At 74.1% G+C, this 18678-nt stretch carries 19 protein-coding genes; 14 read left to right on the plus strand and 5 right to left on the minus strand.

Annotated features, from left to right (window positions below; all coding sequences use genetic code 11):
* Positions 1–77: 77 nt before the first annotated feature.
* Entirely contained in the window at positions 78–1013 is a 936-nt protein-coding gene (locus ACIO5E_RS33725; RefSeq protein ID WP_400675380.1) for a serine/threonine dehydratase, read from the plus strand.
* A 124-nt stretch (positions 1014–1137) separates the two neighbouring features.
* Here ACIO5E_RS33725 and ACIO5E_RS33730 read toward each other — a convergent pair whose 3' ends face one another.
* Complete coding sequence (locus ACIO5E_RS33730) at positions 1138–2859, minus strand: FAD-dependent oxidoreductase (protein WP_400675382.1); 1722 nt, start codon at positions 2857–2859, stop codon at positions 1138–1140.
* Positions 2860–3064: 205 nt separating this feature from the next.
* On the opposite strand from ACIO5E_RS33730, the gene ACIO5E_RS33735 reads away from it, so the two are divergent.
* From ACIO5E_RS33735 to ACIO5E_RS33775, 9 genes are all read left to right on the plus strand, one after another.
* Entirely contained in the window at positions 3065–4231 is a 1167-nt protein-coding gene (locus ACIO5E_RS33735; RefSeq protein WP_400675384.1) for a SchA/CurD-like domain-containing protein, read from the plus strand.
* 30 nt (positions 4232–4261) lie between these two features.
* Positions 4262–4687 (plus strand): cupin domain-containing protein, encoded by a 426-nt coding sequence (locus tag ACIO5E_RS33740; protein WP_280686108.1) that lies wholly within the window; start codon positions 4262–4264, stop codon positions 4685–4687.
* Entirely contained in the window at positions 4684–5940 is a 1257-nt protein-coding gene (locus tag ACIO5E_RS33745) for a beta-ketoacyl-[acyl-carrier-protein] synthase family protein (protein WP_280686107.1), read from the plus strand. The genes ACIO5E_RS33740 and ACIO5E_RS33745 overlap by 4 nt, the downstream gene beginning before the upstream one ends.
* Before the next feature lie 5 nt (positions 5941–5945).
* Positions 5946–7187, plus strand: a complete 1242-nt coding sequence (locus ACIO5E_RS33750; protein ID WP_400675387.1) for a beta-ketoacyl synthase N-terminal-like domain-containing protein — start codon at positions 5946–5948, stop codon at positions 7185–7187.
* Positions 7188–7220: 33 nt separating this feature from the next.
* On the plus strand, positions 7221–7517 hold the full coding sequence (locus ACIO5E_RS33755) for an acyl carrier protein (RefSeq protein ID WP_400675389.1): 297 nt from the start codon (positions 7221–7223) through the stop codon (positions 7515–7517).
* A 1-nt stretch (position 7518) separates the two neighbouring features.
* Positions 7519–7974: an SRPBCC family protein gene (locus ACIO5E_RS33760; RefSeq protein ID WP_280686105.1), complete on the plus strand. Its 456-nt coding sequence runs from the start codon at positions 7519–7521 to the stop codon at positions 7972–7974.
* A 5-nt stretch (positions 7975–7979) separates the two neighbouring features.
* Positions 7980–8300: a TcmI family type II polyketide cyclase gene (locus tag ACIO5E_RS33765; RefSeq protein WP_280686104.1), complete on the plus strand. Its 321-nt coding sequence runs from the start codon at positions 7980–7982 to the stop codon at positions 8298–8300.
* 368 nt (positions 8301–8668) lie between these two features.
* On the plus strand, positions 8669–9259 hold the full coding sequence (locus tag ACIO5E_RS33770; RefSeq protein WP_400675392.1) for a hypothetical protein: 591 nt from the start codon (positions 8669–8671) through the stop codon (positions 9257–9259).
* Between the two features lie 96 nt (positions 9260–9355).
* Positions 9356–10132, plus strand: coding sequence for a class F sortase (locus ACIO5E_RS33775; protein ID WP_400675394.1), 777 nt, complete (start codon positions 9356–9358; stop codon positions 10130–10132).
* Between the two features lie 89 nt (positions 10133–10221).
* Here ACIO5E_RS33775 and ACIO5E_RS33780 read toward each other — a convergent pair whose 3' ends face one another.
* Positions 10222–11250, minus strand: a complete 1029-nt coding sequence (locus ACIO5E_RS33780; protein WP_400675396.1) for a methyltransferase — start codon at positions 11248–11250, stop codon at positions 10222–10224.
* Positions 11251–11350: 100 nt separating this feature from the next.
* Positions 11351–12427, minus strand: a complete 1077-nt coding sequence (locus tag ACIO5E_RS33785; protein ID WP_400675398.1) for a nitrous oxide reductase family maturation protein NosD — start codon at positions 12425–12427, stop codon at positions 11351–11353.
* Positions 12428–12757: 330 nt separating this feature from the next.
* Here ACIO5E_RS33785 and ACIO5E_RS33790 point away from each other — a divergent pair, with 330 nt between their 5' ends.
* Positions 12758–13699 (plus strand): deoxyribonuclease IV, encoded by a 942-nt coding sequence (locus ACIO5E_RS33790; protein ID WP_280686099.1) that lies wholly within the window; start codon positions 12758–12760, stop codon positions 13697–13699.
* Between the two features lie 84 nt (positions 13700–13783).
* Here the strand turns inward: ACIO5E_RS33790 and ACIO5E_RS33795 are convergent, their stop codons facing one another.
* A complete protein-coding gene (locus ACIO5E_RS33795) occupies positions 13784–13990 on the minus strand; it encodes a hypothetical protein (RefSeq protein ID WP_400675401.1) in 207 nt (68 codons plus the stop codon).
* Positions 13991–14391: 401 nt separating this feature from the next.
* On the opposite strand from ACIO5E_RS33795, the gene ACIO5E_RS33800 reads away from it, so the two are divergent.
* The 3 genes from ACIO5E_RS33800 to ACIO5E_RS33810 all read left to right on the plus strand — a co-directional run bounded on the left by ACIO5E_RS33800 (position 14392) and on the right by ACIO5E_RS33810 (position 18183).
* The gene (locus tag ACIO5E_RS33800; protein WP_400675649.1) at positions 14392–15804 is read left to right on the plus strand and encodes an amino acid permease; all 1413 of its coding nucleotides are present in this window, start codon (positions 14392–14394) and stop codon (positions 15802–15804) included.
* A gap of 214 nt (positions 15805–16018) precedes the next feature.
* A complete protein-coding gene (locus ACIO5E_RS33805; RefSeq protein ID WP_400675403.1) occupies positions 16019–17452 on the plus strand; it encodes an MFS transporter in 1434 nt (477 codons plus the stop codon).
* Positions 17453–17517: 65 nt separating this feature from the next.
* Positions 17518–18183, plus strand: coding sequence for a cysteine hydrolase family protein (locus ACIO5E_RS33810; protein ID WP_400675405.1), 666 nt, complete (start codon positions 17518–17520; stop codon positions 18181–18183).
* On the opposite strand, the gene ACIO5E_RS33815 is transcribed toward ACIO5E_RS33810, so the two are convergent.
* Entirely contained in the window at positions 18180–18629 is a 450-nt protein-coding gene (locus tag ACIO5E_RS33815; RefSeq protein WP_400675407.1) for a MarR family winged helix-turn-helix transcriptional regulator, read from the minus strand. The genes ACIO5E_RS33810 and ACIO5E_RS33815 overlap by 4 nt on opposite strands.
* Positions 18630–18678 lie beyond the last annotated feature (49 nt).

Here is an 18678-nt window from a genome sequence, read left to right on the forward strand (position 1 = left end):
GTGATCTTCTCCTCCTCCGCGGGCGCGACGTACCGTCAAACCCTGACGTGACGCACCCGGCATAAGGAGCAGGCCCGATGGACCGATTGACGTACGACGAGGTCAAGGCCGCAGGGGAGCGGATCGCCGGCCGGGTGCGGCCGGTGGCCGTCGCCCCCGGGGACGACGCCGGACGGACCTGGCTGGCGCTGGAGTTCCTGCAGCACACCGGCAGTTTCAAGGCGCGCGGCGCGCAGAACTTCCTGCTCGCGCACGCCGAGGCGGGCACCCTTCCGGACGCCGGGGTCACCATCGCCTCGGGCGGCAACGCCGGCCTGGCCTGCGCCTGGGCGGCGCGTGAACTCGGCGTCCGCGCCACGGTGTTCCTGCCCGAGACGGCCTCACCGGTGAAGCTGGCGCGGCTGCGCTCGTACGGCGCCGAGGTACGGCTGGTCGGCCGGGAGTACGCGGAGGCGCTGGCCGCCTGCGAGGAGTTCGCGGCGAGCGGCGGTGCGCTGGCCTCGCACGCGTACGACCACCCCCTGATCGCCGCCGGCGCGGGCACGGTGCTGGAGGAGATCCGCGCCCGGGTGCCCGGACTGGACACGGTGGTGGTGTCGGTCGGCGGCGGCGGGCTGTTCGCCGGGGTGGCCGTCGCGGCCCGCGAGCACGGCGTGCGCGTGGTCGCGGTGGAACCGGAGGGCAGCCGGGCGCTGCACGCCGCCCTCGCCGCCGGCCGGCCCGTCGACGTCCCGGTGGCCTCGGTCGCCCAGGACGCCCTCGGCGCCCGCCGTGCCACCGCCCTCGCCGTCCACGCCGCCCGCCACGAGGGCGTCCGGTCCGTCCTGGTCGACGACGAGGCCATCGTGCGCGCCCGCCGGCAGCTCTGGGAGGACCGCCGCATCGCCGTCGAGTACGCGGCCTCCACCGCCCTCGCCGCCCTCGACCAGGTGGCGGGCGAGCGCGTCGCCGTCCTCCTCTGCGGCGCCAACACCGATCCCGCCGACCTGGCCGCCGCACCGGACGCCGGCTGAGCGGTCGCCGACCGACCGGCGGGCGGCCGCTGATGCCCTCCGTCAGCAACCGGCACTCCGCCGACCACCACGACCTGCCCGCCGGTCGGTGAACCGGCGGGCAGGTCCGCGGCCGCGCCTCCGGCTACAGGCTCAGCACCGTCCGCAGGGCCTTCGCGAGCTCCCGCTCCGGATCGTCCGCCGCGCCCGTCGAGCGCCAGGCCACGAAGCCGTCCGGCCGGACCAGCACCGCGCCGTCCGGGCCGATCCCGTGCAGTGCGGCGAAGTCCGTGCCCGGCTCGGGCGCCAGGTCGTCCTCGGCGCCGTCGCCGATCCGGTAGGCGTCCAGCGGGACGGCCAGCCGGTCGGCCGCCCGCCGTGCGCCGGACCGCCAGGCGGCGCCCTCCGGTCCGGTGAGCAGCACCATCGCCTGCTCGTACAGGTCCAGCGTGGACAGCCGCACGCCCGCCCGCAACAGCCACTGGTGCGGGGCGCGGCTGCCCGGCTCCCCCGCCGACTCGAACGCCTCGGGGACGACGGCCCCCGCCCGGTCCGTGCCGGTCACCGCGCCCACCGGGTAGCGGTAGCCGAGCGCCACCGCCAGCACCCCGGCCTGCCGCCCGATGCCCGGCACCACCGCGTACCCGGGGTGGCTGTGCTCGGCCGAGCGGGCCGAGGCGCGCTCGCCGGTCACCTGCGCGACCGGACGGCGCTCCTGCCCGTACGTCTCCAGCAGCTCCGGCCCGGCCCAGCCGCACAGCACGGCGGCGAGCTTCCAGGCCAGGTTGTGCGCGTCCTGGATGCCGGTGTTGGAGCCGAACGCGCCGGTCGGCGACATCTCGTGCGCGGAGTCCCCGGCGAGGAAGACCCGCCCGGCGCCGTACCGCTCGGCCACCCGTTCGGCGGCGTGCCAGGGCGCCCGGCCGGTCACCTCGACGTCGAGTTCGGGCAGGCCGACGGCGGTGCGGATGTGCCGCTCGCAGCGCTCGTCGGTGAACGCCTCCAGCGGCTCGCCGTGCTCGGGGTGCCAGGGCGCGTGGAAGACCCACTCCGCCTGGTTGTCCACCGGCAGCAGCGCGCCGTCCGCCTCCGGGTTGGTCAGGTAGCAGGCGATGAAGTGCCGGTCGCCGACCACGTCGGCCAGCCGCTTGGCACGGAAGGTGATGCTGACGTTGTGGAACAGCTCGCCCCGGCCCGTCTGGCCGATGCCCAGGCGCTCGCGGGCCGGGCTGCGCGGGCCGTCCGCCGCGATCAGGTACTCCGAGCGCACCCGGCGCTCCTCGCCGGTCTCCCGGCTGCGCAGCAGCGAGGTCACGCCGTCGGCGTCCTGCTCGAAGGAGACCAGCTCGGTGCTGAAGCGGATGTCGCCGCCGAGGTCGCGGGCGGCGCGCAGCAGCACCGGCTCCAGGTCGTTCTGGCTGCACAGGCACCATGAGCTGGGGCTGAACCGGGCGAGCCGGCCGCCCGGGTCGATCTCCCGGAACAGCCACTCCTGCTCGTCGCCGGTCAGCGAGGGCGCCTGCAGGATGCCGCGGTTCGGGGCGAGCACCGAGGCCGCCTCACGGATGGCCGACTCGATCCCGGCCACCCGGTAGAGCTCCATCGTGCGGACGTTGTTGCCTCGGCCACGCGGGTGATGCGAGGTGTCGGCGTGTTTCTCGACCAACAGGTGCCTGACACCGAGTCGACCGAGGAAGAGCGAGGCCGACAGTCCGACCAGCGACCCACCCACGATCAGGACCGGCACCCGGTCGTCAACCTTCGGATTCATCAATTGCTCCACCCTGTAAGGGGATTCCACGGCCCGGCGACTGGGCTCGGGGCCGCCCTCGACGGGGCCGCACGACCGGGGGCCCCGCTCTTCCATCCCCCGCCGGAGGGTGCTTGTGCCGCTTCTTCCCTCGGATGGCCCGCAAATCTCGCGGCGCCCCGTTACGCCGCTCACGATCGACCTCAGGCCTGGCGCCGAACGACCGGGCCGATCGCCGTCGCACCGCCCTCCCAGCCCGGGAGCACCCTCCGGACGCGGCCACCACGGCCCGCAGCGTGCGGCCCAGAGCAGAAAGTGGATCATGACAACTCTGTCCGAACCGCAGCGGAAGCAGCACGCCGAATCCGACACCCGGCTCCGGGTGGTGCTGATGCTGGAGATCCAGGACGGCGCCCAGCAGCGCTTCCTCGACGTCTACGAGCAGCTGCGCCACCAGGTGGCATCGGTGCGCGGCCACGTCAGCGACCAGCTGTGCCAGTCGATCAACGACCCCCGCCAGTGGCTGATCACCAGCGAGTGGGAGGACCAGGACACCTTCCTGGAGTGGGTGGACAGCTCGGCCCACCGCGAGATGGTCAAGCCGATGCACGGCTGCGTCAGCGACAACTTCCGCTCGCTGCGCTACGCCGTCCTGCGCGAGACCTCGGCGGCCGGCTCCACCGGCACCCGGGCCCCGGTCGAGGTCCCGCCCGGCCTGCCGCGCAGCGAGCCCGCCGGGCACGTCGGCCCGCCGAAGGCCGAGCCCGGCCCGGACGGCGTGGTGCGGCACGCGCTGACCTTCACGGTCAAGCCCGGCAGCGAGCGCGAGGTGGCCCGGATCCTGTCCGGCTACGCCTCCCCCAGGGCCCAGGTGGACGAGCACACCCGGCTGCACCGCACCTCGCTGTTCATGCGCGGCAACCGGGTGGTCCGGGCCGTCGAGGTGGTCGGCAGTCTCGGCGACGCGCTGCGCCACGTGGCGATGCAGCCGGAGGTTCGGGCCGTCGAGGAGGCGATCAACCCGTACCTGGAGGAGGCCCGCCAGCTGGGCGACCCGCAGGCCGCGCGCGCCTTCTTCGCCCGGGCCGCGCTGCCCGCGAAGCAGCAGGCGATCGCCAGCTCCCCCGCCTCCGCCCGGCTGCACCGGCACGCCGTGCTGTACCCGGTCCGGCCCGGCGAGGGACAGGCCGTCGCCGAGCTGCTCGGCGGGTACGACGACCTCGCCACCGCCGACCCGACCGGCCCAGTCGCGGCGAGCACGGTCTTCCAGCGGGAGGACGTGGTGGTGCGCCTGGTCGACCTGCGGGTGCCGGCCGAGGCCGACCCGGCGGCCGCCCTCGGAGTGGCGGGCGACCAGGAGGCCGCCGCGCTCGGCAAGCTGCTCGACCTCGGCGCCCAGGGCGACCTGCGCACCGCCGCCGGGCTGACCGCCGTCCTCGCCGCCCACGCCATGAACCCGATCACCGACCGTAGCTCGAACGACAACTGACGTTCCGTCATCTCTCTCGGAGGAAACACCATGACCACGCAGTATCCACGGATCGTGCACGTCGACGAGGCCCCGGAGAACCGTCGGCGCGGCGGCGATCTGCGCGCCATGCTCACCCCGTCCACCTGCGGGGCGACCAGCGGGTTCATGGGCCTGGCGATCGTCCGGCCCGGTGAGCGGATCGGCGAGCACTACCACCCGTACTCCGAGGAGTTCGTGTTCGTGGTCTGCGGCGACCTGGAGGTGGACCTGGACGGCGAGACCCGCCCGATCAAGCCCAACCAGGGCCTGATGATCCCGGTCAACATGCGCCACCGCTTCCGCAACGTCGGCGACACCGAGGCCCGGATGGTGTTCCACCTCGGCCCGCTCGCCCCGCGCCCCGACCTCGGCCACGTGGACACCGAGGAGACCGCCGCCGCCGGTCCGCCGGAACACGCCAAGGTGGCCTCGTGACCCGGCGCGTCGCCGTCACCGGGATCGGCGTCGTCGCGCCCGGCGGAATAGGGGTCCCGGCCTTCTGGGACCTCCTCACCGCCGGCCGCACCGCCACCCGGGGCATCACGCTCTTCGACCCCACCGGGTTCCGCTCCCGGATCGCCGCCGAATGCGACTTCACTCCGGTGGCCCACGGGCTGGGCCCCGAGGACGTCCAACGGGCCGACCGCTACGTGCAGTTCGCGATGGTCGCGGCGGACGAGGCGATCGCGGACGCCGGCCTGGTCCTGGCGGACGAGGACCCGTGGCGGATCGCCGTCTCCCTGGGTACGGCGGTCGGCGGAACCACCCGGCTGGAGCACGACTACGCGCTGGTCAGCTCCGGCGGCGCCCGCTGGGACGTCGACCACCACCGGGCCGAGCCGCAGCTGCACCGGGCCTTCGCGCCCAGCACGCTGGCCTCCGCGGTGGCCGAACGCACCGGCGCGCACGGCCCGGTGCAGACCGTCTCCACCGGCTGCACCTCCGGGCTGGACGCGATCGGCTACGGCTTCCAGGCCGTCGAGGAGGGCCGCGCCGACATCTGCATCGCCGGCGCGTCCGACTCCCCGATCTCGCCGATCACCGTCGCGTGCTTCGACGCCATCAAGGCCACCAGCGAGCGCAACGACGACCCGGAGCACGCCTCCCGGCCCTTCGACGCCCACCGCGACGGCTTCGTCCTCGGCGAGGGCGGCGCCGTCCTGGTGCTGGAGGAGCTGGAGCACGCCCGCCGCCGCGGCGCCCGGATCTACGGCGAGGTCGGCGGTTTCGCCACCTTCGGCAACGCCTACCACATGACCGGCCTCACCCAGGAGGGGCTGGAGATGTCCCGGGCGATCGACGACGCGCTCGCCCACGCCCGGGTCGACCGCACCGACGTCGACTACGTCAACGCGCACGGTTCGGGAACCAAGCAGAACGACCGGCACGAGACCGCCGCCGTCAAACGCTCGCTCGGCGACCACGCCTACCGGACGCCGATGAGCTCCATCAAGTCGATGGTCGGGCACTCGCTCGGCGCGATCGGCGCGATAGAAGTGGTCGCCTGCACCCTGGCGCTGGCCCACGGCGTCGTGCCGCCGACCGCCAACTACGAGACTCCGGACCCGGAGTGCGACCTCGACTACGTGCCGCGCACCGCGCGCGAGCTGCCGCTGAGCCACATCCTCTCGGTCGGCAGCGGATTCGGCGGATTCCAGTCCGCCGTCGTGCTCAACAGAACGGGGTGATTCTCATGACGTCACGTCAGCAAGGCCGCCGGGCGGTGGTCACCGGCCTCGGCGTGGTGGCGCCGAACGGCGTTGGGGCCGACGCCTTCTGGAAGGCCACCAGGCAGGGCGTGAGCGTCCTCGACCGGATCTCCCGCGAGGGCTGCGCCGGGCTCCCGCTGCGCGTCGCAGGCCAGGTGCAGGACTTCGACCCGCAGGCCGTGATCGACAGCCGGTACCTGGTACAGACCGACCGGTTCACGCACTACGCGATGGCCGCCGCCGACCTGGCGGTGGCCGACGCCGGGTTCCAGCCCGACAGCGAACAGCCCTTCGCGGTCGGCGTGGTGACCGCAGCCGGCTCCGGCGGCGGCGAGTTCGGCCAGCGCGAGCTCCAGCAACTCTGGGGCCAGGGGCCGAGGTTCGTCGGCCCCTATCAGTCCATCGCCTGGTTCTACGCGGCCAGCACCGGCCAGATCTCGATCCGCGGCGGCTACAAGGGCCCGTGCGGGGTGGTCGCCAGCGACGAGGCCGGCGGCCTGGACGCGCTCGCGCACGCCGCGCGCACGATCGAGCGCGGCACCGACGCGGTGGTGGCCGGCGCCGCCGAGGCCCCGCTGGCGCCGTACTCGATGGTCTGCCAGCTCGGCTACCCCGAGGTCAGCCTCGCCGAACAGCCCGACCGGGCCTACCTGCCGTTCACCGCGCAGGCCTGCGGCTTCGCCCCCGCCGAGGGCGGCGCGATGCTGCTGCTGGAGGACGAGCAGGCGGCCCGGCGGCGCGGCGCCGCCGTCCGGGCCCACCTGGCCGGGCACGGCGCCACCTTCACCGGGGCCTCGCGCTGGGAGGAGTCCCGTGTGGGGCTGGCCGCCGCGATCCGGATCGCGCTGGACGAGGCCAGGATCGCGCCCGAGGAGATCGACGTGGTCTTCGCGGACGCGCTCGGCGTCCCGGCCGCCGACCGGGCCGAGGCGCTCGCGCTGGCCGACGCGCTCGGACCGGCCGCCGAACGCGTCCCGGTCACCGCTCCCAAGACCGGCACCGGACGCGCCTACTGCGGCGCCCCGCTGCTGGACGTCGCGGCCGCCGTCCTGGCCATGGAGGACGGCGTGCTGCCGCCCACCCCCAACGTCACCGAGGTCTGCCACGACCTCGTCCTGGTGACCGGCCGCGCCCGCCCGGCCGAACTGCGCACCGCTCTGGTGCTCAGCCGCGGGCTGATGGGCTCCAACTCCGCGCTGGTGCTCCGGCGCGGGGAGCAGCCCTGACCCCCACCCGCACACTCTTCCGAAGGGACTCCCGTGAGCAACACCCTCAGCTATCCCGAGCTGGCCGCCCTGATCCAGTCCCGGGCCGGCGTCACCGTCGACCCGCAGCACCTGGAGCGTCCGGGCGCGCAGTTCGACGACTTCGGCGTCGACTCTCTCGGACTCCTCGGCGTTGTCGGCGAGTTGGAGAACCGGCACGGCCTCAAGGTCACCTCCGGCGCCGAATCCGCCAAGACCCCGGCCGAGTTCCTGGAACTGGTCAACACCTCCCTCGCCACCTCCCTCGCCACCGCCCTCTCCACCACCCTCGCCCCGAAAGCCGATGCCTGAGATGCCTGGACACACCGACAACGAGATCGTCATCGCCGCCCCCCTCGACCTGGTCTGGGAGGTCACCAACGACCTGGAGAACTGGCCGGACCTCTTCAGCGAGTACGCCTCGGTGGAGGTGCTGGAGCGCGACGGCGACAGCGTCCGCTTCCGACTGACCATGCACCCGGACGAGAACGGCCAGGTGTGGAGCTGGGTCTCCGAGCGCACCACCGACAAGACCTCGCTCGCGGTGCGCGCCCGCCGGGTCGAGCCCGGCCCGTTCGAGTTCATGGACATCCGCTGGGAGTACGCGGAGGTCCCGGCCGGGACGAGGATGCGCTGGATCCAGGACTTCGCGATGAAGCCCACCGCCCCGGTCGACGACGACGGCATGGTCAACCACATCAACCGCAACTCCCGGATCCAGCTGGAGCTGATCCGCGAGAAGGTCGAGAAGCGGGCGGCGGAGCGGTGACCGGGATGCACCGCGCCCTGATCGTCGCCCGGATGAAGCCGGAGGCCGCGCCGGACATCGCCGAGGTGTTCGCCGCGTCCGACCAGGGCGAACTGCCGCACCTGATCGGCGTCACCGGCCGCAGCCTGTTCCAGTTCGGCGACGTCTACCTGCACCTCATCGAGGCCGAGCGCCCGCCGGGCCCGGCCGTCGCCAAGGTCGTCGGCCACCCGGAGTTCCGGGCCGTCAGTGACCGGCTCACCGCCTTCGTCCAGGCCTACGACCCGGCCACCTGGCGCGAGCCGAAGGACGCGATGGCGCACGAGTTCTACCGCTGGGACCGCTGATCCAGCCCGCCCCGTCCCGCTCGTCCTGGGCCCGCCCCCGGCCATCCGCCGGGGGCGGGCCCACGCGTGTGCCCCCGGGCAGGGCCCGCCGTCAATCCCCCGCCCGCGCGCCTTCGGGCGGACGACGGGAGTTCGACGACGGGATTTCGACGATGGACCTTAGACGATTCACCCGGATCGCCGGGGCACCCGGGTGAAACACGCCCGGGACTCCACTCGAAGGGCTCACAGTCCGTACCGGATCGACCACCCTCCGGTGGCAGCGGGCGCCGCGGTGGTTGACGGTGGATCAGGCGCACTTCCCGCGAGTTCCCTCGTCCGGCACCGTGCCGGCGGTCGCGGGCCTGCGCATCGGAAGGATCATCCTCATGCGTTCTGCACGCACACTGCTCGCCGGAGCGGCCGTCGCCGCCGTCCTGACCGTGGGCACCCCCATGGCCTTTGCCGACGGCTCCTCCTCCTCCGACTCGGGCAAGAACCTCACCTGGCAGGAGAAGCAGGACAGGGGCGGGGAAGGCCGAGGCGGCGAAGGCCGAGGCGACGAGGGCCGGGGCGGGGAAGGCCGAGGCGGCGAAGGCCGAGGCGGCGAAGGCCGAGGCGACGAGGGCCGCGGCTCCGACGGTCGCGGTCGGGGCGACGAAGGCCGAGGCGGCGGGGAAGGCCGAGGCGACGAGGGCCGGGGCGGGGAAGGCCGAGGCGGCGAAGGCCGAGGCGGCGAAGGCCGGGGTGGCGAAGGCCGAGGCGACGAAGGCCGAGGTGGCGAAGGCCGGGGCGGCGAAGGCCGGGGCGGCGAGGGCCGCGGCGGCGAAGGCCCGCGCGGCGGCGTGCACACCGGCGGCGGCGGCCTGGCGCTGTCCGGCGGCGGTCTCACCTCCGGTGCGGTGCTGCTGCTCGGCGGGCTCGGGGCCGGCGCGTACGCGCTGCGCCGTGGCCGCCGTACCGTCGGCGCCGCGGTCTGACGCCCACCGTCGCCCCCACGCGTCTCCCCCTCCCGGGGTGAGGCGCACGGGGGCGGCGGACCGTTGCGACCCATAGGCGAGTGGAGGAGAGGAGCGATGGGCGGTCCCGTCTCTGGTACGTCCCGGCTGCTGCGCACGGGTATGGGCGCAGCTGCGGTCGGTCTACTGCTGATCTACAACTCGGTGGACACCGCGCCGAGCGCCGACTCGGTGTCCGGTTCTGCGGCTCCCCCGGCGGCGGTCGCACCGGCCGTCCCGGTCCCGGCCGTCCCCGGACCGGCCGCACCGGCTGCCACGGCTGCCGCGCCCTCGGCGGCCGCCGCGCAGCCGAGCCCGACGGCCGCGCCTGCCGCACCCGCGGCACCCGCGGCACCCGCGGCACCCGCGGCACCGGCGGCACCGGCGCTGAAGCCCGCCAAGCCGACCCGGCTGCGGATCCCGCAGATCGGTGTGAACGCGCCGTTCACCGAGCTGACGCTCAACCCGGAGGGCCAGCTCAACGCGCCGCCGCCGAACGACAAGAACCTGGTCGGCTGGTACCGGGACGGCGTCAGCCCGGGCGAGCGCGGCAGCGCGGTGGTCGCCGGACACCTGGACACCGCCAAGGGCCCGGCGGTGTTCGCGCTGCTGAGGCTGCTCCTGCCGGGCAACAAGGTGGAGGTGGCCCGCGAGGACGGCACGGTCGCGGTGTTCTCGGTGGACTCGGTGCAGACCTTCGCCAAGAACGCCTTCCCGGACCAGAAGGTGTACGGAAAGACGCCCGACGCCCAGCTACGGCTGATCACCTGCGGCGGCGCGTACGACAAGAAGCAGCGGGACTACGTGAACAACGTGGTGGTCTTCGCGCACCTGGAGTCCTCGCACAAGGCCTGACGGAGGACACGGACGACCGCCGGCCCCTGGAACTCTGGGGCCGGCGGTCGTTTCGGGTGGGGCTCGGTCGTTCGGGGTGGAGCCGGGGCTCAGCCGCGCACGGTGGCCTCGAAGGCGTGCAGGTAGGGGTTGACCAGGTGGACGCCCTCGACGTCCAGTCCGGCGTCCTCCATCAGCCGCACCATGCTCTCCTTGGAGTGCTTGGCACCGCCGACGTTGAGCAGCAGCATCAGGTCCATCGCGGTGGTGAAGCGCATCGACGGGCTGTCGTCGACCAGGTTCTCCACCACCACGACGCGGGCGCCGGGCCGGGCCGCGGCGACCACGTTGGCGAGGGTGCGACGGGTGCTCTCGTCGTCCCACTCCAGGATGTTCTTGATGATGTAGAGGTCGGCGCGGACCGGGATCTCCACCCGGCAGTCGCCGGGCACCAGCCGGGCGCGGGCGGAGAAGACGCCGCCGTCCTGCAGCCGGGGTTCGGCGCCGGCGACCACCTTGGGCAGGTCGAGCAGGGTGCCGTGCAGCGCCGGGTGCTTCTCCAGCAGGCTGGCCAGCACGTGCCCCTGGCCGCCGCCGATGTCCACCACCGAGTCGACCCCGGTGAGGTCCAGGTACTCGGCGAGGTCGTGCGCGGACTGCCGGCTGGAGGCGGTCATCGCCTTGTCGAAGACCTTCGCGGAGTCGCCCGCGTCGCTGTGCAGGTAGTCGAAGAACTCCTTGCCGAACAGGTCGGGGAACACGTTGCGGCCGGAGCGGACGGCCTCGTCCAGCTTGGGCCAGGCCTCCCAGGTCCACGGCTCGGTGCACCAGAGGGAGATGTAGCGCAGCGAGTTGGGGGAGTCCTCGCGCAGCAGGCGGGACATCTCGGTGTGCTCGAAGCGGTCGTCGGTGGTCTCGGCGAAGATGCCGTAGCAGGTGAGCGCGCGCATCAGGCGGCGCAGCGGGCGGGGCTCGGTGTCGAGGGCGGCTGCGAGGTCGGTGACGCTGGTCGGGGTGTCGCCGAGCGTGTCGGCCACACCGAGCCGGGCGGCCGCGCGGACGGCGGCGGCGCAGGCGGCGCCGAAGACGAGCTCGCGCAGGCGCATCGCGGCCTGGGGACTGGGCGGTGCGGAGGTCATGAAAGGTCTTCCTTCTCGACGGGGGTGCGGGAGAGGGGTGCGGACGAGCGGTACGGGCGGGCGGGTACCGCGGGTTGGGGCCGGGGTTCGCGCCGGCGACTCAGCAGTGGCCGGACGGCTCGGACCGCGCGCAGGTGTTGCGGGAGAACGCGTTGTCGCTGCCGGTGTCGCGGTCGGCGATGTCGGCCGGGCTGTTGCCGCTCAGCCTGTTGCCGGTGACGGTGTTGCGGGCGTTGGCGGCGCCGACGACGCTCTTGAAGAGGACGATGCCGCCGGAGAAGTCGGAGGTGCCGACGTTGTCGCGGACCTCGTTGTCGGTGACCCGGGCGTCCTCGACTCCGGTGAGCACGATGCCCGCGCCCTGGATCGCGCCCAGGCGCGGGTTGGCCGGGCAGAACAGGTTGTTGGCGACGACCCGGTTGTGCCGTACGTCGAGGTCCCCGGCCCGGGGCACGCCCTCGTCGCCGACCACGAAGACGCCGCCGCAGTTGCCGCGGATCTCGTTGCCCTGGACGGCCAGCCCGCGCAACCGGCGGACGGTGACGCCGATCCGGTTCCCGGTCAGTTCGTTGCCCTCCACGAGGGTGCCCCCGGTGTCGGGCGCGCCGCCCTCGCGGTAGGCGTAGTTGGCGAGGAACACCCCGGACTGGCCGTTGCCGGTCGACCGGTTGCCGACGATCACGGCCCGGGTGGAGATCTCCTGGCTGATGCCCTGCTGGGCGTTGTCGTGGACGTAGGTGGCGCGCACGGTCAGCCCGGTGGTGCCGCTGGCGTCGATGCCGTTCCTGCGGAAGCCGGTGACGGCGAGGGCCTCGACCGTGACGTCCGGCAGCGGGGCCGCCTCGGTGCCGTCCACGCAGATGCCGTGCCCGGCGGTGGCGCAGGCGTTCTCGGTGCCGGTCCCTGGGGTGATCACGGTGTCCCGGCCGGCGCCGCGCAGGGTCAGGCCGGGGGTGGTGATGCGGACGCTGCCGGGGTAGGTGCCGGCGAGCAGTCGGACGGTGTCGCCCGGGTGGGCGGCGTCGACGGCCCGCTGAATCGATTCGCCCGGCCGGACGACGTGCAGGAAGCCGACGGCATGGGCCGCGGGCGCGGCGGCCAGGGTGGCGAGGAGGGTGGTCAGGGCGGTGGCGGCCGCGGTGGCCGCGGCGAGGTGGTGGACCCGTCGCGTGGGCATGAGTGGTGACCTGTCTTTCCGGCGCGCTCGCGGGTGTGCGGCCGGGGCCTGCCGGGCGGCGCGCTAGGTACGCGGTGTGTTCTGGAACGGCGGTTCTCACGCGGTGTGCGTGCTTGGTGACGGCCGGTGGGTGTGGCCGAGTCGACGCTATGGGCCGCCGGGTGGGCCCGCCACCAGGGCTGGGCTGCGGGACTGACGGGGCGTCGGCCGGTGGTGCGACGGCCCGGCGTGGCGCGGGCCGCCCGGAGCCGACGACACGCCCGACCGCGCCGGGCGGACGGGGCCGGGCCGCCCGCCGACGCCGCCTCGCGGCGTGGCATGCTCGGGGCCATGACCACCGCACCCGCAGCGCCCCTCGGCACCCTCCGCAACCCGGTCGGCGCCCACGTCCCGGTGGCCGCCCGGGGGCTGGCCGGAACGGGTCTGGCCTACGCGCGGCGGGTCGGCGCCGAGACGGTGCAGGTGTTCGTGGCCAACCCGCGCGGCTGGGCCACTCCCCCGGGCAACCCGGCGCAGGACGAGGAGTTCCGGACGGCCTGCGCCGAGCAGGGCCTCCCCGCCTGGGTGCACGCGCCGTACCTGATCAACTTCGGCTCGGACAACCCGGCCACCCGCGAGCGCTCGGCCGACTCGCTGCGGCACTCGCTGCGCCGCGGCCACGCGATCGGCGCGCTGGGCGTCGTCCTGCACACCGGTTCGGCGGTCGGCGCGGCGCCCGGCGGCGGCTCCCGGCGGGCCGAGGCGATGGCGCAGGTGCGGGCGGACGTACGGCCGCTGCTGGACGAGCTGGACGCCCTCGGCGACGACGCGCCCTGGCTGCTGCTGGAGCCGACCGCCGGCCAGGGCAGCTCGCTCTGCTCCCGGATGGAGGAGCTCGCCGAGTACGTCGAGGCGCTGGACGGGCACCCCCGGGTCGGCGTCTGCCTGGACACCTGCCACGCCTTCGCCGCCGGGCACGACCTGGCCGCGCCGGGCGGGGTGACGGCCGCGCTCGACGCGCTGGCGTCGGCGGCCGGCCCGGGCCGGCTGCGGCTGATCCACGCCAACGACTCCGAGGACGTCGTCGGCGCGCGCAAGGACCGGCACGCCAACATCGGCGCCGGAATGATCGGCGCGGAACCGTTCCGCGAGCTGTTCGAACACCCGGAGACGGTCGGTGTCCCCCTGCTGGTGGAGACCCCGGACCGCAAGCACGGCGGGGACGGCACCGGGCACGCGATGGACATCGCCGTGCTGAAGGAGCTGCGCGAGCGCGCCGCCGTCCGCGCCTGACCGCTCGGACCGGCACACCCCCCGCCCGGTAACAGCAGTGAGCCCGGGGGCCCACAGCGGCCCCCGGGCTCGAAGCTCGGACGATCAGCCCTCGCTGTGCTCGTGGTAGTTGAACCAGTTGGCGTGCGGGCCGAACAGGCCGACACCCGCCGAACCCGACTCCAGGCCCTGCCCGGAGGACGGCACCGGCGCGTGGCCGAACGCCATGGCCGAGGTCGGCACCGCCACCACGGCGGCACCCGTCACGGCCACGATCACCGCGAGCTTGCGGATCTTCCCACGAAGCGACATCTACTGTCCCCTAGTTCGTCTGTGGTCCTCAACCAGCGCCCCCGACCGGCCACTTCGACCGCCCGGCGGACGCAACGACGCCCCCACCGGGGAGGCGCCGGGCCAAGGTTCGCACGCGAACACGCACCTTCCGCGGCGCGGCGCAACCGGGCTGAGGCGTCCGGGTGACGACGTCCCTCGTCCGGGGGAACGCCTTCGGACGCCCGGCCGCACTCCGCACGGTCGGGTCGAACCGCCGCAGGACGAGTGCCCGTCCCGCCACCGTGGAACCGCAAGTCTTGCGGTGACCTGCCAGGTCGGCTGAACAAATCCCATCGATTTGGTGCAAGGTACCGCCTGGTTTGAGCATGAACAGTCGCTCCACCGAGCGCGAGCAGGACCACGAAAGGCGCACCACCCTCATGCAGACCAGCCCGGCCGCACCCCGGCAGGCGACCCGACCCAACCCGCCGGACACCCCGGAAGCAGTCACCCCGGAAACGGTCACCCCGGACGCGGCCACCCCGACACCCCGCCGGGGCGGACGCTTCGGCCTGCCGACCGCCACCGCCCTGGTGATGGGCAACATCATCGGCGGCGGCATCTTCATGATCCCCGCCGCGGTGGCCCCCTACGGGACGGTCAGCCTGGTCTCCTTCGCCGTCCTGACCGTGGGCGCGATCGCGCTCGCGCTCGTCTTCGGGCAGCTCGCGCGCCGCAACCCGCGCACCGGCGGGCCCTACGTCTACGCCCGGGAGGCCTTCGGGGACTTCGCCGGGTTCCTGTCGGCCTGGTCGTACTGGATCACCACCTGGGTCAGCAACGCCGCGCTCGCGGTCGCCGCCGTCGGCTACCTCGACGTGCTGCTGCCCGTCGGCCACTCCATCGGGCTCAGCATCGCCGCCGCGCTCACCTTCCAGTGGCTGCCCGCGCTGGCGAACCTGGCCGGCACCCGCTACGTCGGCGTCGTCCAACTCGTCTCCACCGTCCTCAAGTTCATCCCGCTGCTGCTGGTCGCGGTGGGCGGTCTCGGCTTCTTCGACGCGAAGAACCTCGGCCCCTTCGACGCCACCGGCCACGGCTGGGCCGGCGGGATGACGGCGGCCGCGGCGATCCTGCTGTTCAGCTACCTGGGCGTGGAGTCGGCCGCGGTGAGCGCCGGCCAGGTGCGCGACCCGGAGCGCAACGTCGGGCGGGCCAGCGTGCTCGGCACGGCCGGCGCCGCGGTGGTCTACCTGCTGGGCACGCTCGCGGTCTTCGGCACCGTCGCCCACGAGCGGCTGATCCACTCCACCGCGCCGTTCTCGGACGCCGTGGACGCCATGTTCGGCGGCTCGTGGGGCGGCACGGCCATCGCCGTCGCCGCGCTCGTCTCGATGACCGGCGCGCTCAACGGCTGGACGCTGCTGGCCGCCCAGGCACCGTACGCGGCCGCGAAGGACGGACTGTTCCCGGCCGCCTTCGCCAAGGAGCGGCGCGGGGTCCCGGTCTTCGGCGTCGTGGCCAGTGTCGCGCTGGCCTCGGTGCTGACCGTCCTCAACTTCGCCACCGGCGCCAAGGGCGCCTTCGACATCCTGGTGCTGGTCACCACCTTCACCGCGACCGTCCCGTACCTGCTCTCCACCGCCGCCCAGCTGTACTGGCTGGTCCGCGGCGAGTCCGGCAAGGTCGCCGGCGGCCGGCTCGCCCGGGACGCGGCACTGGGCCTCGGCGCCTTCGGCTTCTCCCTCTGGCTGGTCGCCGGCGCCGGCTACGCGGCCGTCTACCAGGGCGTGCTGTTCCTGTTCGCCGGAATCCTGGTCTACGTCTGGATGGCCGCCCGCCGCCCGGCCTGACGCCCGCAGCCCGCCGCCCGCCGCCCGCCGCCCGCCGCCCGGCAGTGGCGCACGCCGACGGGCCCGACACCGCCCCGCTCCGCCACCCCGCCGGGGGAAGCCGAGTAGATAGGCAGGCAACCTGCTAATATTTGACAGGTGGCCTGCCTATCTCCGCCGGGATCTCCCCAGCAGGCCCGCCTCCCGCAGAGGTCCCGGAGGAAGGAGCCGCACCGTGTCGACAGCCGGAGACACCAGCACCTCGCGGCAGGCATCCGCGATCGGCGCGCCCACCGGTGACGCCTTCGGCCCCCGCTTCACCGCTCCGCTGTACCTGGGGGTCGCGCTCAACCCGGTCAACAGCTCGCTCATCGCGACGGCGCTGGTCCCGCTCGCCGCCTCCCTGCACATCGCCGTCGGCGACACCGCGATCCTGATATCCAGCCTCTACCTCACCAGCGCACTGGCCCAGCCCGCCGCCGGGCGGCTCGCCGAGGTGTTCGGGCCCCGCCGGGTCTTCCTCACCGGCATCGCGCTGGTCTTCGCGGCCGGCCTGGTGGGCTCGCTCGCCCACTCCCTGCCGGCGCTGATCGTCGCCCGGGTGCTGATCGGCGCGGGCACCTCGGCGGGCTACCCCGCGGCGATGCTGCTGATCCGCCGCCGCGCCCAGGACGCCGGGTACCGGACCCCGCCACGCCGGGTGCTCGGCGGCTTGGCCGTCACCGGATCGGCGACCGTGGCCGTCGGCCCGGCCATCGGCGGCCTGCTGGTCGGGTGGCTCGGCTGGCAGACCGCCTTCTGGATCAACATCCCGGTCGCGGCGGTGGCCCTCGCGCTCGCCCTGATCGGGATCGCCCCCGACCCCGACCCGGTCGGCCCCCTCGCACCGCGCGCCCTGGCCGGCCGCCTCGACCTGCCCGGCATGCTGGGGTTCGGCGCCATGCTCACCGCCGTGGTGGTCCTCCTCTCCTCGCTGCCGCACCCGAACTGGCCCGCGCTCACCGCCGCCCTGGTGCTCGCCGTGGCCCTGGTCGGCTGGGAACTGCGCGCCGCCCACCCCTTCCTGGACGTCCGGCTGCTCGCCACCAACGGCGCCCTCACCCGCACCTACATTCGCAACGGCCTGACGCTGCTGGGCACGTACGTGATCCTGTACGGGCTCACCCAGTGGCTCGAAGCGGCCCGCGGACTGTCCGCCTACCAGGCAGGACTGGCGCTGCTGCCGATGGGCGTGCTGTCCGCGCTGACCGCCCGGGTGGTGTCGCGGCGGGCCGGCGTGCGGATGCCGCTGGTCGCCTGCGCGGTGCTGCTGCTGGTCGGCGCGGTGGCCGTGCTCCTCGTCGGCAGCAGCACCCCGATCGCCGCGGTCGTCGCCGCGAGCGCCGTGTTCGGCCTGACCTCCGGCGCCGGGTCGGTCGCCAACCAGACCGTCCTCTACCAGGAGGCCCCGGCCGCCACGGTCGGCACCGCGTCCGGGCTGCTGCGCACCTTCGGCTACCTCGGGTCGATCGCCTCCGCGGCGATCACCGGCGCCGCCTTCCACCAGCACGTGGACGACAGCGGCCTGCACCAGATCGCCTGGGTGCTGGTCCCGATCGCCGTCGTCGTCCTCGTCCTGACCGTCTGCGACCGCCGGTTGGCCACCGCCGACCGGCGGGACACGGACTGAACCGCCCTCATCAACCGCCGCCCGGACCGGGACCGGCACCGATCCAGAGAGAGTTGCCCACCGACATGACCACCGACATGACCACCGACCAGACCGCTGGCCGCACCGCCGCACCGGGTTTCACCGCCGCTGCCGCTGCCGCCGCCATCGACCCGGCCCGCACCGCACTGCTGCTGATGGACTTCCAGCCCGCCGTACTGGCCGTCGTCCCCGACCCGGAGGGCCTGCTGGCCCGCGCGGGCGAGGCACTGGCCTGGGCCCGCGCCCACGGCGCACAGGTCGTCTTCGTCCGGGTCGCGCTCACCGAGGCGGACGCCGCCGCGGTGCCCGCCCACAACAAGACCTTCGCCCAGGTCGCCGCGGCCGGGTACCTCGCCGACGGCAGCCCGGCCACGGTGCCGCACGCCTCGCTGGAGATCCGGAAGGAGGACCTGTCCGTACGCAAGTTCCGGTTCAGCGCCTTCGCCAGCGACACCGATCTGCGGGCCGAGCTGCGCGCCCGGGGCGTGGACACCCTGGTCCTGGCCGGGCTCTCCACCAGCGGCGTGGTCCTGAGCACCCTCCGGGAGGCGGCCGACGCGGACTACCGGCTGTTCCTGCTGGCCGACGCCGTCGCCGACCCCGACCCGGAGGTGCACCGGGTACTCGTCGAGAAGGTCTTCCCGCGCCAGGCCGAGATCGTCACGACCGCGGACCTCGACACGCTGACCGCTGCGGTCAGCACCGATTAACGGTCGGAGTCCGCCAGCCGGTTCATGATCTCCGCGGCGCGGTGGAGCGTCCTGCGCTCCTCGGCCCGGAGCGTGGAGCGCATGGCCTCCGACAGCCAGGCCTCGCGCGCCGCCGGGATGCGCTCGCACAGGACCCGGCCGGCCTGGGTCGCGCTGACCAGGGTCTTGCGGCCGTCGTCGGGGTCCTTGGCGGTGGTGACCAGCCCGCCCTCGCGCAGCGCGGCCAACGTCTCCGCCATCGACTGGCGCCGCACGTGCTCGGCCTGGGCGAGCTCGCTCGCGGTCGTCGGACCGTCCTGGACGATCCGGTGCAGGGTGGTCAGGTGCGACCAGTTCCAGGGCAGGTCGTCGATCGGGGCCTCGGTGCGCAGCCGCGCCCGCAGCCGTGTCATGGCCCGCATCAGCTCGACGGCGGTGGCCTCGGGCGAAACCGGTTCACTACTCACCGGGCCAGCATAGGACAGGGCCCACGCGCCCTGACCAGGGATGGAGCCG

It is taken from the genome of Kitasatospora sp. NPDC087314 (genome assembly GCF_044744365.1).
Taxonomy (GTDB): Bacteria; Actinomycetota; Actinomycetes; order Streptomycetales; family Streptomycetaceae; genus Kitasatospora.